This window comes from Pantoea sp. JGM49, from assembly GCF_018257655.1.
Classification (GTDB): Bacteria; Pseudomonadota; Gammaproteobacteria; order Enterobacterales; family Enterobacteriaceae; genus Pantoea; species Pantoea communis.
In genome coordinates this window covers 364,900-377,990 of sequence record NZ_JAERJM010000001.1, presented here as the reverse complement: position 1 = coordinate 377,990, position 13,091 = coordinate 364,900, and the positions used below count along the sequence as shown (strand labels likewise).

General features: G+C 53.8%; 11 protein-coding genes. 6 read left to right on the top strand and 5 right to left on the bottom strand.

Translation table 11 applies throughout. The features are described from left to right. Positions 1 to 2 precede the first annotated feature (2 nt). The gene (gene oqxB, locus JK231_RS01935; RefSeq protein ID WP_211727864.1) at positions 3 to 3,155 is read left to right on the top strand and encodes a multidrug efflux RND transporter permease subunit OqxB; all 3,153 of its coding nucleotides are present in this window, start codon (positions 3 to 5) and stop codon (positions 3,153 to 3,155) included. 45 nt (positions 3,156 to 3,200) lie between these two features. Here oqxB and JK231_RS01930 read toward each other — a convergent pair whose 3' ends face one another. Then, the gene (locus JK231_RS01930; RefSeq protein ID WP_211727863.1) at positions 3,201 to 4,640 is read right to left on the bottom strand and encodes a HAMP domain-containing sensor histidine kinase; all 1,440 of its coding nucleotides are present in this window, start codon (positions 4,638 to 4,640) and stop codon (positions 3,201 to 3,203) included. Next, positions 4,637 to 5,356: a response regulator transcription factor gene (locus JK231_RS01925; protein WP_237449323.1), complete on the bottom strand. Its 720-nt coding sequence runs from the start codon at positions 5,354 to 5,356 to the stop codon at positions 4,637 to 4,639. Before JK231_RS01925 ends, JK231_RS01930 begins: the two co-directional genes overlap by 4 nt. A 137-nt stretch (positions 5,357 to 5,493) precedes the next feature. On the opposite strand from JK231_RS01925, the gene JK231_RS01920 reads away from it, so the two are divergent. From JK231_RS01920 to JK231_RS01910, 3 genes are read left to right on the top strand one after another with little or no spacing between them, the layout of a single operon-like run. After that, positions 5,494 to 6,108 (top strand): cytochrome b/b6 domain-containing protein, encoded by a 615-nt coding sequence (locus JK231_RS01920; protein ID WP_211727977.1) that lies wholly within the window; start codon positions 5,494 to 5,496, stop codon positions 6,106 to 6,108. A 2-nt stretch (positions 6,109 to 6,110) separates the two neighbouring features. After that, the gene (locus JK231_RS01915; RefSeq protein WP_211727862.1) at positions 6,111 to 6,899 is read left to right on the top strand and encodes a molybdopterin-dependent oxidoreductase; all 789 of its coding nucleotides are present in this window, start codon (positions 6,111 to 6,113) and stop codon (positions 6,897 to 6,899) included. A 29-nt stretch (positions 6,900 to 6,928) separates the two neighbouring features. Next, positions 6,929 to 7,168 carry a pentapeptide MXKDX repeat protein gene (locus JK231_RS01910; protein WP_097117224.1) on the top strand — a complete coding sequence of 80 codons (240 nt, stop codon included), beginning with the start codon at positions 6,929 to 6,931 and terminating at the stop codon, positions 7,166 to 7,168. Between the two features lie 45 nt (positions 7,169 to 7,213). Here the strand turns inward: JK231_RS01910 and JK231_RS01905 are convergent, their stop codons facing one another. Further along, positions 7,214 to 7,699, bottom strand: a complete 486-nt coding sequence (locus JK231_RS01905) for an Rrf2 family transcriptional regulator (protein WP_034827354.1) — start codon at positions 7,697 to 7,699, stop codon at positions 7,214 to 7,216. Positions 7,700 to 7,858: 159 nt separating this feature from the next. Next, the gene (locus JK231_RS01900) at positions 7,859 to 9,058 is read right to left on the bottom strand and encodes an MFS transporter (RefSeq protein WP_211727861.1); all 1,200 of its coding nucleotides are present in this window, start codon (positions 9,056 to 9,058) and stop codon (positions 7,859 to 7,861) included. A gap of 155 nt (positions 9,059 to 9,213) precedes the next feature. Between JK231_RS01900 and tus the strand changes: the two genes are divergently transcribed. After that, positions 9,214 to 10,140, top strand: a complete 927-nt coding sequence (gene tus / locus JK231_RS01895; protein ID WP_160832859.1) for a DNA replication terminus site-binding protein — start codon at positions 9,214 to 9,216, stop codon at positions 10,138 to 10,140. A gap of 82 nt (positions 10,141 to 10,222) precedes the next feature. Here the strand turns inward: tus and fumC are convergent, their stop codons facing one another. Further along, positions 10,223 to 11,620, bottom strand: a complete 1,398-nt coding sequence (gene fumC, locus JK231_RS01890) for a class II fumarate hydratase (protein WP_211727860.1) — start codon at positions 11,618 to 11,620, stop codon at positions 10,223 to 10,225. A 196-nt stretch (positions 11,621 to 11,816) separates the two neighbouring features. Here fumC and manA point away from each other — a divergent pair, with 196 nt between their 5' ends. Further along, positions 11,817 to 12,992 (top strand): mannose-6-phosphate isomerase, encoded by a 1,176-nt coding sequence (gene manA / locus JK231_RS01885; RefSeq protein ID WP_211727859.1) that lies wholly within the window; start codon positions 11,817 to 11,819, stop codon positions 12,990 to 12,992. Positions 12,993 to 13,091 lie beyond the last annotated feature (99 nt).

The following is a 13,091-nucleotide window of genomic DNA, read 5'->3' as shown; positions in this document are numbered from 1 at the left end:
TTATGGATTTCTCCCGCTTTTTTATCGACCGACCGATCTTTGCGGCGGTACTGTCGATTTTGATATTTACCACCGGACTGATCGCCATACCACTGCTGCCGATCAGTGAATACCCCAACGTGGTGCCACCCAGTGTGCAGGTGCGCGCAGAATATCCTGGCGCCAACCCCAAAGTGATTGCTGATTCGGTGGCGACACCGCTGGAAGAGGCGATCAACGGGGTCGAAAACATGATGTACATGAAGTCAGTGGCCGGTTCGGATGGCGTGCTGGTCACCACCGTGACCTTCCGTCCAGGTACCGATCCAGACCAGGCACAGGTTCAGGTGCAAAACCGTGTGGCGCAGGCAGAAGCTCGCCTGCCGGAAGAGGTGCGTCAACTCGGTTTGACCACGCAGAAGATGTCACCGACGCTAACGCTGGTGGTGCACATGTTCTCGCCGAAGGGCAAGTATGACTCACTCTATCTGCGTAACTACGCCACCCTGAAGGTGAAAGATGAGCTGGCGCGCCTGCCAGGCGTTGGTCAGATTCAGATCTTCGGGGCGGGCGAGTATGCGATGCGCGTCTGGCTCGATCCGAATAAGGTGGCCGCACGTGGCATGACCGCTTCTGATGTGGTCAGCGCTATGCAGGAGCAGAACGTGCAGGTGTCTGCCGGTCAGTTGGGCGCAGAGCCGACCAAAAAGGCCAGCGACTTCCTGCTGTCGATCAACACCCAAGGGCGTCTGGAGAGCGAAGAACAGTTCGGCAATATCATCCTGAAAACTGCCGATGACGGCTCGCTGGTGCGCCTGCGTGACGTGGCGCGCATTGAGATGGGTTCCGGTAGCTACGCCCTGCGCTCGCAGTTGAACAACAAGGACGCGGTCGGCATCGGTATCTTCCAGGCACCGGGGGCCAACGCCATCGACCTGTCTAACGCCGTGCGTGACAAGATGGCCGAACTGGCCACCCGCTTCCCGGACGATGTGCAGTGGGCGGCACCGTACGATCCAACCGTGTTCGTGCGTGACTCGATCCGTGCCGTGGTGCAAACGCTGTTTGAAGCGATTGTGCTGGTGGTGCTGGTGGTAATCCTGTTCCTGCAGACCTGGCGTGCATCGATCATTCCGTTGCTGGCCGTGCCGGTTTCGGTGGTGGGAACGTTCAGCGTGCTTTACCTGCTGGGTTTCTCGCTTAACACCCTCAGTTTGTTCGGGCTGGTGTTGGCGATAGGGATCGTGGTGGATGACGCCATTGTGGTAGTGGAGAACGTTGAGCGTAATATCGCGATGGGACTCTCTCCGACGGCGGCTGCGCATCAGGCGATGCGCGAAGTGTCGGGGCCCATTATCGCGATTGCGTTAGTGCTGTGTGCGGTATTCGTGCCGATGGCGTTCCTGTCCGGTGTGACCGGTCAGTTCTACAAGCAGTTTGCGGTGACGATTGCCATCTCCACGGTGATCTCTGCCATTAACTCATTGACGCTCTCTCCGGCGCTGGCGGCCAAGCTACTGAAGTCGCATGATGCACCGAAAGATATGCCAACGCGTCTGATTGATCGCTTACTCGGCTGGATTTTCCGTCCGTTTAACCGCTTCTTCCAGCGCAGTTCGGATGGCTACGAGTCGATGGTCGGCAAAACCCTGCGTCGTCGTGGTGCGGTGTTTGGCGTTTACGTCATACTGCTGGCGGGCGCGGGCTTTATGTTCCACACCGTGCCGGGCGGCTTTATTCCAACGCAGGATAAGCTGTATCTGATTGGCGGCGTGAAAATGCCAGAAGGTTCGTCACTGGCGCGTACCGATGAAGTGATTCGCAAGATGAGCGAAATCGGCATGAACACCGAAGGCGTGGCCTATTCGGTCGCCTTCCCTGGCCTGAATGCCTTGCAGTTCACCAATACACCGAATACCGGCACCGTATTCTTCGGCCTGAAGCCGTTTAATGAACGTACCCGTACGGCTGCGGAGATAAACGCTGAAATCAACGCGAAAATCTCCAAAATCCAGCAAGGCTTTGGTTTCTCGATTATGCCACCGCCGATTCTGGGGCTGGGTCAGGGTTCGGGTTACTCGCTGTATGTGCAGGATCGTGCGGGCTTAGGTTACGGTGCGTTGCAAACCGCCATTAATACCCTTTCCGGTGCGGTGATGCAGACGCCCGGCATGATGTTCCCGATCTCCTCGTATCAGGCCAACGTGCCGCAACTGGATGTGCAGGTGGATCGTGATAAAGCTAAGGCGCAAGGCGTTTCGCTGACCGATCTGTTTAGCACCTTGCAGGTGTATCTTGGTTCTTCTTACGTCAACGACTTCAACAAGTTTGGTCGTACCTGGCGTGTGATGGCGCAGGCAGACGGGGATTTCCGTAACAGCGTGCAGGATATTGCCAATCTGCGTACCCGTAACAATCAGGGCGAGATGGTGCCAATCGGCAGTATGGTCAACATCACCACCACCTACGGCCCCGATCCGGTGATTCGTTATAACGGCTATCCGGCGGCGGACTTGATAGGTGATGCCGATCCACGCGTGCTCTCTTCAGCGCAGGCAATGGAGAAGCTGGAAGCGATGTCGGGCCAGGTGCTGCCGAATGGCATGAACATCGAATGGACCGACCTGAGCTATCAGCAAGCCACTCAGGGCAACACGGCGTTTATCGTCTTCCCGGTTGCGGTACTGCTGGCGTTCCTGGTACTGGCGGCATTGTATGAGAGCTGGACGCTGCCGCTGGCGGTGATCCTGATTGTGCCGGTCACCATGCTGTCCGCGCTGGTTGGCGTGTGGCTCACCGGCGGCGATAACAACGTGTTTGTGCAGGTTGGTCTGGTGGTACTGATGGGACTGGCATGTAAGAACGCGATTCTTATTGTCGAGTTCGCCCGTGAACTGGAGATGCAAGGCAAAGGGATTGTCGAGTCGGCGCTGGAAGCCTGCCGCCTGCGTCTGCGCCCGATCGTGATGACTTCGATTGCCTTTATTGCCGGTACCGTTCCGCTAATTCTGGGTGAAGGTGCCGGTGCCGAAGTGCGTGGTGTCACTGGGATTACCGTGTTCTCGGGCATGCTGGGCGTGACGCTGTTTGGTCTGTTCCTGACGCCGGTGTTCTATGTGACGTTACGTAAACTGGTGACGCGAAAGCAGCCGGAAGCGGAAGTGCAGACGGTGTAAATCTGTTTTAGGTTAAATTGCGGCGGCCAGAGATGGCCGCCTTTTTTATAAGGGAACGAAGAGCTGGAAGCAGGCCCCCGGCGCGGGTTTCAGGGCAATATCACCGCGATGCAATTGCAACATACGACGAACGATGACCAACCCCAATCCACCATTGTCACGACGGTCAGGATCGATAATGGAGGGGCGTTCAAACAGGGTCTGACTGACTTCCGGTGAGATACCTGGGCCGTTGTCTTCCAGCTCCATCATCACGTTCTCCCCTTCCAGCCACAGACGCAGGGTAATGTTCCCACCCGACGGCGTATGACGGATGGCATTATCCACCAGGTTGGTCAGAACACGCTCTATCATCGACATATCCGCGTCGATCATGGGCAAACCCGACGCGATATCAACCGACAAATTCAGGCGGGATTTCTCCAACGCCAGCTCAAATTTCTGTATCACGTCCTGAACCAAATCCGGCAGCGAAAACCGTTCGTACTGTGGCGTGACGACACCATGTTCCAGCCGCGCTAACTCAAACAGTTGCTGTGCGAGCATGCCGACCTTTTCACTTTGCGTCAGGGCAATCTGTAAATATCGGCTGCGCTCCGCTTCGGTCAAGCTGGCAGCTTTCACTGCCAGCGTCTCCAGATAACCCTGAATCGACATCAGCGGCGTGCGCAAGTCATGCGAAATGTTGGCGACAAACTCACGACGCTGCTGGTCTTTCAGCTCCAGCGTTTGTACCTGAGCGTCAATACGCTGCGCCATATCGATAAAGGCGTTTTGCAACTGCGCCACTTCATCCTGTTGCGGGGAATGAGGTAGCGCGGCAAGGCGTTGTAGCGCATCCGCACCCGCTGTCACCTTTTGTGTCAGCTGTCGCACCGGTCTTGTGACCCAATAATAGGCCGCTGCACCCGCCATCAATCCAAGCAGGACGATAACCACCACCGACCAAAGCATGGCGCTGCGCAGCACGGACATTTTAACGCCCTGCTGCAGATGTTGATAATTCTCCCCCTGCAAAATCACATAGAGATAACCCACCGTTCTGTTGCCATCCAGAATAGGCGCAGCGCTGAACACTTTGAGCGCGGAAGGTGAACGAGGATCCTCACCATACACCAGTGGCGCCCCATTCAGCCACTTTTGCAGTGGACGCACGTCGACCCGATCGCGATGGACATGGCCGGCTGGCGCATCATTGGCCAGAATCTGTCCCTGCGCATCCAGCAGGTAAACTTCAACGCTCGGGTTGTAGGACATCATCTGGCCGAACAGCTGCTTGAGTGCCGGAGCATCGGTGTTTCCGGCATTCATCAATGCGCAACTTTTGGCAATAGAAGCGGCCAGATCTCGCGATAAATTCTGCATCATGGCATCACTGTATTGCTCGCGGTTGTTGTCCTGAATCAACAGGATCAGCGCACTACTGATCAGTAGCATCAGGGCAAAGACCAGCGTCAAACGCTGAGTGAGTGACAGACGTTTCATGTAACCTGATCTCCCTCACCCGGCACCACGAATTTGTAGCCCTGTCCCCACACCGTAAGAATCCAGCGTGGCTCAGCTGGCGTCGCTTCAATTTTGAGGCGTAATCGGTTGATATGGGTGTTAACCGTGTGCTCATAACCTTCGTGCTGGTAGCCCCACACCAGATTCAGCAAGCTAAGTCGCGAAAAGACCTTTCCTGGATGACGGGCAAAATGGTAGAGCAGCTCGAATTCACGAGGCGTCAGCTCAATTAACGTCTGAGCCAGCCTAACCTCTCGGGCAACCGGATCAATACTCAGGCTGCCAAGACGCAGGTTTCCCGCATCCTGGCGCAAATTTTGGCTCATCGCTTCCTGGCGGCGGAAAAGTGCTTTAACGCGCGCCACCAGTTCCAGCATCGAGAAGGGTTTGGTCAAATAGTCATCCGCGCCCAGTTCCAACCCCAGTACGCGATGCACTTCACTGGCGCGAGCGCTGATCATCACAATGGGCGTGTAGTGCGGCATATTGCGTGCACGACGGCACAGTTCCAGCCCATCAACACCAGGCAACATAATGTCAAAAATCAAGGCATCCCAACGCTGGCTTTCCAGCAGCTGACTGCCACTATCACCATCCGCAGCATGCGTAATATCAAAGCCCTCGTCACGCAGATGAATGTGCAACAGCTCGGCAATATTGCCATCGTCTTCAACGATTAAGATCTTCTTCGCCATGTTGACCGCCTCAATGAACATCCTTTAAATCTTATACAGAATTGCCCCCCTGAATTATCACATTTTGTTTAACTCTGCGTGAGGACTCTGTGATCAATATCGGCGCAAAGTCTCTTCATTCCAGACGGCATAGCAATATGCAGAGGTGCAGAGTGAAATGTGCTCCCGATAAAAAGGTTCATCCGTTGTGGTTGAGATTGACTCACTGGATCAATGCCGTTGCGATGACATTAATGATTCTCAGTGGCTGGCGGATTTATAACGCGTCTCCTTTATTTCCATTTGATTTTCCCAATAGCTATACTCTGGGAGGATGGCTGGGTGGTGCACTGCAATGGCATTTTGCGGCAATGTGGCTTTTTGCCGGTAATGGCGTGCTCTATCTGACGCTTAATCTTCTGAGCGGACGTTTTCGCCAACGTTTTCTGCCCTTAAGCATGACTCAATTAGTAAAAGATGGCCTATCTGCATTAAAAGGACATCTTAGCCATCACGATTTACGCCAATATAATATGGTGCAAAAATTTGCGTATTTTCTGGTGGTCATTGATGGCATGTTATTAGCCTTTTCAGGGTTAGTCTTGTGGAAGTCGGTGCAATTTCCGTTATTGCGAGAAGTATTGGGCGGCTATGACACGGCTCGCTTCATTCACTTTTTTGCCATGGCCTTTTTATGTGCCTTTGTTGTTATCCATCTGATCATGGTGGCACTGGTACCTAAAACATTATTATTGATGACACGCGGACGCTAAAAATGACGATTAAAAAGATTGAACGTCCCAGCAGTGAAACTGACGCCCTGTTAAAAGACGCCACCACTATTCTGGCGAAAAAAATGTCTGGCCATTCACGACGTCAATTTCTGCGCATGGGCTTGACTGCGGGCGGTGTGGCGTTACTCACCGGATGCGACATCGACAATAATCCTGACATCGAAAATATTTTAAGCCGCATGTCACGTTTTAATGACCGTATTCAGGGATGGTTATTCAGCGGTTATCAAATGGCGCCAGAATATACCCTGAAAGATATTACGCGGCCCTTCCCGTTTAATGCCTTTTACGGTGAAGAGGATATTCCGCAGGTAAACGGTGATGATTACCAGTTGCAACTGAGCGGACTGATACGTGATAAACGCAGCTGGCGACTGCCTGAGTTATATAAATTATCTCAGCATGAACAAATCACCCGCCATATTTGTGTAGAAGGATGGAGTGCCATTGGCCGCTGGGGCGGCGTTCGATTCAGCGACTTCCTGCAACTGATTGGGGCTGACACCAAAGCGAAATATGTCAGCTTTCGCTGTGCCGATGATTATTACACCAGCATTGATATGGCGACGGCATTGCACCCGCAAACCTTATTAGCACTGAGTTGGGATGGTCGGATATTACCGCCGGAATACGGTTATTCCATGAAATTACGGATTCCGACCAAACTGGGCTACAAAAACCCCAAGCATATTATTTCAATTGAAATCACCAACCGCTTTACCGGTGGCTACTGGGAAGACCAGGGCTATAACTGGTTTGGCGGCAGTTAATCTCCCCAAAACCCTGTAAGGAAATGAAGATGAAAAAGATTATTGCAACTGTATTCGCTGGCGCACTGTTGATGGCTTTCTCTGGCGCTTATGCTGCTGACAATATGGCCAAAGATGGTATGCAGAATGAAAGCGGTATGTCGCACGACGGCATGAAAAAAGACCACATGAAAAAACCGATGAAGAAACATGACAGCATGAAGAAAGATGGCATGGCTAAAGACGGTATGGCGAAGGATGAGATGTCTAAGGACGGGATGTCTAAGTAACAGTGTCAGTTACCGGGCGTATGCCCGGTAACTGTTTTACTGATATCAGCGGGATTTTTTACAAAGGTCTTCGATTTCGAGATCGGGCAGTTCATCGCAGCTACTGGTGTCGTGTTTTTTCAGCTCAGCCAGTGCGTCAGCCACCGTACGCGTCTCCAGCACTTTCAACGAGGCTTCTTCCGCCTCTTCAGCAATCGATTTGAAGTACCAGCACAGGTTGGCACTCACCAGACAACGCGGTGCGACATCAGGGCGTGAAGCCCAGAGCTTTTTGTCTTCAATCACAGAGGTATAAATATCGCGCAGCGTGATCTCTGCGGCCGGACGCCCGAGGTGAATCGAACCAGTACGGCCAAGCGTAGAGACAATGATGCCATCGCGAGTTAACGGAACCATCAGTTTCCGAATGAAACTGGGGTTCGCTTCAAGACCATACGCCAAAATAGCACTGGTCGAGCGTTTGCCCAGTTGCTCCGCCATCGCTACGCTCAAAACCATCTGCAAAGCTGTCGGGAAGCGGTAATCAAGCATTTCTGTATCCTGAGTTGCGGTTTATCTTATTGTTTTTTTGCCGCGGCAGTGAGTAATCAATGAGCAATAAATATAACAAACACTGTTGCTTTTTAGAAGCGAGCTGCTGTGATCAAGGCACGTATTCATCATTTGATCAGGCAGAAGCGCACAGGCTGCTTAGTTTACGGCTCCCTTCTGCGGTTGCGGATTGGGCGCGGGCAATTTTTGCTTTAGCACGCCCACCAGCACCACATTCACTAACGCCAACAGGCACAACAGCCACAATGTGGCATTCGCCCCGAGCTGCTGAAAAACATATCCCCCTACCAGCGGCGTTAATGCCTGACCAATCAGAGCCGGACGCGCCATGCGCCCTACCACAATGGCGTAGGCCTCTGGTTTGACCATGACCAGCGGTAAAGTTCCCCGCACTATCGCCCGCAAACCGTTTCCAGCACCGTATAGCACCATACTGACCAGCGCGAACTGCGGAAACAAGGTCAACAACAACAATCCGATGGCCACCAGTCCTACCGAGAAAAACGTCGTCCAGATCGGATGTCCCCGTTTGAACGCGATATCCACAATACGTGACCCAACCTGACAAGGACCCAGAATCGCGCTGATGGCTAAGGCGGCGGTCAATGAGTGGCCGCTGGCTTGTAATAGACTAATCAACTGCACCGAAATAGCGGTCATGATCACTGAAGCAAGGGTAAAAATGCTGCATAGCAGCCAGAATAGCGCCGGTGCCAACTCACCACTGGCGTTATGCTGCTTTTTCGCCGTTTTCACGATGGGTTTAATCGGCGCAGGCAGTGCATACCAGTAGGCTGGCAACACGGTGAGACATAACAGCGCGGCAATGGCGAAACAGGCGCCGCGCCAGTCAAGCCAGTGAATCAGCAGCGCAATCCCCGGCCACACCAGCGTGGTGCAAAAGCCGGAGATTAAGGTAATGCCGGTAATCGCGCCACGAGCCTGTCCACCATAAAGCGTTCCGAGGGTGGCAAACAGGGCGTCATATAAACCCATCGCCATTCCGATGCCGATAATCAGCCAGGCAAACAGAAACAGCAGCAAATGGTGACTGAATCCCATGATCACCAGGCCCAGCGCCATCACCGCCCCGCTCGACGCCAGCAGCACGCGCCCATAGCTGCCCGCAATCAGGCGGCCACTTAAGGGGGCTAGCAGGCCAGAAACCAAAATACCTAAGGATAATGCGCCATACACCCACTGCTGCGACCAGCCGGTTTCCGCAACGATCGGATTCGCCATCACGGCCATAAGATAAAACGAACCGCCCCACGAAAGGATTTGAACGCCTCCCAGTGTCACAATGGCAGGAACCGCAGGTTTAGGGTGATGCTCCATGACAGGTTTCCGTTAGCAGGCAAAGCATTGTTATAACATGTTCATCCTGCTGGAAAAATGTTTGTGTGCCCTGCTTAGCGAAATCACGTTTCAGAGTGGAAGATTGGCACCAAATACGATAAGGTAAATGGTATGTTGTAACTATGGAGCGTAACATGTCTCGCTATGATCTAGTGGCTGATTTGCACGAGTGCGTCAACGCACTGGAACGCGGTTTAAGTAGCCTGCGCCAGCAAGTCGAACAGCAGCCGTTGCTGATCGCGCGCGCATTCAGCTTGCCCGAAATCGAGAAAGGCCACGAGAATGATGAAATTGAGCGTATCGCAGTGACTCAACATCTCGGGCAGAAAGCGCGAGACATGGCGCTGGCTCACTACTGTCGTCTGTTTATGCAGCATCAGTCGGAAAAACTCAGCACCAAGGCTGCGGTGCGTTTGCCTGGCGCCATCTGTATAGAAGCGGATGAAGCCGTCAGCGAGCACATCAGTCAGCAGGTGGCCGATATCAATGCCCTTAAGCTGCGCCTGGAACACCTGATTACCGTGGAGTCGGGGCTGCCGAGTGAGGCGCGCTTTGAATTTGTTCACCAGCATTTGCGCGGTTTAATCACCCTGAACGCCTATCGCAGTGTGACCCTGCTGCACGCGCCGGATAGCCTGCGCTTTGGCTGGGCCAACAAGAACATCATTAAAAACCTCACGCGTGAAGCCGTGGTCGAGCAGCTGGAACGCAGCCTAAAGGCAAACCGTGCGCAAGCGCCCTGGACGCGCGAACAGTGGGCCGAGAAGGTGCAGCAAGAACTGGAGATGATTTTGTCACTGCCCGTCGATGCCAAACTGAAGATCAAGCGCCCGGTTAAGGTCCAACCGATTGCCCGCGTCTGGCGCGCCAGTAATAAGAAGCAGGTGCAACTCGCCTGCCCTTCACCGCTGCTGGTGCTGTGTCGGGATAAAACTCAGGTACCGATTCTAGGGGAATTGCTGGACTACGATGCCGATAACGTCACGCATCGTCATAAGCCGCTAGCGCAGCCGCTGCATCTGGTCATCCCACGGCTGCACTTGTGGAGTGACAAGCTTTAATGAAGAAGCGGCCCTCAGGCCGCCTCTGTCATCGCCAATCATCGCTGAACCGAGCGGCATTACCCCTCAGTTATCGCAATAATTACTGCTTCATGCTGCCAACCATCTCTTCAGGACGTACCCACTCGTCAAACTGCTCTTCAGTCAGATAACCGAGCTTCAGCGCCGAGCCTTTCAGAGTCAGCCCTTCTTTATGGGCTTTCTTGGCGATTTCCGCCGCTTTGTCATAACCGATATGGGTATTCAGCGCCGTCACCAGCATCAGCGACTCGTTCAGCAACTGATCGATACGCTCGCGCACCGGTTCGATGCCCACTGCACAGTGATGGTTGAAGCTGTCCATCCCGTCGGCCAGCAAGCGAATGGACTGCAGGAAGTTGTGGATCACCATTGGACGGAACACGTTCAACTCAAAGTTGCCCGAAGCACCACCAATATTCACCGCAACATCGTTACCCATCACCTGGCAGCACAGCATGGTCAATGCTTCGCACTGGGTTGGGTTCACTTTACCTGGCATGATGGAGCTGCCCGGTTCGTTCTCTGGAATGGCAAGTTCGCCAATACCACAACGCGGACCCGATGCCAGCCAGCGCACGTCGTTAGCGATCTTCATCAGTGAAGCCGCCAGACCTTTCAATGCGCCATGTGCATGCACCAGCGCATCACAGGTTGCCAGCGCTTCAAATTTATTCGGCGCAGTCACAAACGGTTGCTGTGTCAGATCGGCCAGCGCTTTCGCCACGCGCAACGCATACTCGGGATGGGTGTTTAAACCGGTGCCTACGGCGGTGCCACCCAGTGCCAGTTCGGCCACGTGTGGAATGCTGTGTTCGATGTGCTTGAGGTTATGTTCCAGCATTGCCACCCAGCCAGAAATTTCCTGGCCCAGCGTCAATGGCGTGGCATCTTGCAGGTGGGTACGACCAATCTTCACGATGTCTTTAAAGGCTTCAGACTTCTCGCTCAGGGTCTTTTTCAGCACATGAATCTGCGGAATCAGCTGCTCCCGCACGGCGATGACCGCGGCCACGTGCATGGCGGTGGGGAACACATCGTTGGAGCTTTGGCTCTTATTGACGTCGTCGTTTGGGTGCACCAAACGCGACATGCCACGCTCGCCGCCGAGAATTTCACTGGCGCGGTTGGCCAGCACTTCGTTCATGTTCATGTTGGTCTGGGTACCGGAACCGGTCTGCCAGATGGCCAGCGGAAACTCTTCACTGTGTTTATCAGCCAGCACTTCGTCAGCCGCTTTCAGAATCGCTTCTGCACGCTCAGCCGGAAGCAGGCCGAGATCGCGGTTCACCTGTGCTGCAGCGCGTTTGGTCAACGCCAAAGCATGCACCAGTGCAACGGGCATCTTCTCGGTTGAGATACGGAAATGCTCCAGCGAACGCTGGGTTTGTGCCCCCCACAACTTATCTGCCGGTACTTCGATCGGTCCCATTGAATCTTTTTCAATGCGATTCGCTGCCATGACTACGTCTCCTTAGCTCAGATTAGAGGTTTCCGCTCAGGTCGTCTTCCCGCGACGCCGTTGAGCGAGCAAGATTGTCACACACAAGAAATTAACATTATGCGAGCCCATCGCGTTTATTGCACTTGTTGATGTATTTTGTATGGCACTTTCTGCTTTAATAAGCCTATTTACTTACGGTTATTAAGGGTAAACGATGCAAAAAATGAACAATTCGCTGCAAAATTACGCTTGGGGCAGCAAAACTGCGCTGACCGAACTTTACGGCATTGAGAACCCACAAGGATTACCGATGGCGGAACTGTGGATGGGCGCCCATCCGAAGAGCCCGTCAACCGTTGAGATCAAAGGTGAAACACGTTCCCTGCGCGATGTCATCAATGATGACCAAACCGCAGCCTTAGGCGCGGCCGTCGCACAGCGTTTTGGTGAGTTGCCGTTTTTGTTTAAGGTGCTGTGTGCCGATCAGGCCTTATCGATTCAGGTTCACCCAAGCAAAGCCGCAGCCGAAGAGGGATTTGCGCGCGAGAATGCCGCCGGTATTCCGATTGGCGCTGCTGAGCGCAACTATAAAGACGCGAATCACAAGCCGGAACTGGTGTATGCCCTGACCCCATTCCAGGCGATGAACGGCTTCCGCGAGATGCACGAAATCGTCTCACTGCTTGAGCCGGTGGCCGGTGCCCATCCGCAGATCGCTCACTTCCTCGAAAAACCTGATGAGGCAAGCCTCGCCAAACTGTTCTCCACCCTGCTGTCGTTAAAAGACGAGCCTAAATCACTGGCGTTGGCGGTGCTGAAATCTGCACTTAACTCGCGTAGTGGCGAACCCTGGCAGACCATCAAAAGCATTGCGGCTGATTATCCGGACGATACCGGCTTGTTCTCGCCCTTGTTGCTGAACGTCATCACCCTGCAGCCTGGCGAAGCCATGTTTCTATTTGCCGAGACGCCGCATGCCTATTTAAAAGGGGTGGCACTCGAAGTCATGGCGAATTCCGATAACGTTCTGCGCGCGGGTTTGACACCGAAATTCATCGATATTCCAGAGTTGATGGCGAACCTGAAGTTTGAGGCCAAACCGGCTGCCACGCTGTTGACGCAGCCTCAGCAAGTGGGCGACACGCTGAACTTCCCAATTCCGGTGGACGATTTTGCCTTTGCCATCCACGCTCTTTCCCCCACACCACAGCCGTTAGCGCAACAGAGTGCGGCGCTGCTGTTCTGTATCGAAGGTCAGGCGGTGATTGAGAAGTCAGGTGAGCAACTGCTGTTGAAGCCCGGTGAATCATGCTTCGTTGCCGCCAATGAATCCCCGGTTAATGCCGCAGGTACAGGACGCCTGGCGCGGGTTTATAACGCGCTCAGCTGATCCGGCTGACGATACCAGCATTAACTGCTATTCTTTCAAACTATTACTTTAAAACGCCTGCGGGCGTTTTTCTTCACCGCCGCCCCCAAGCAGCGGCGT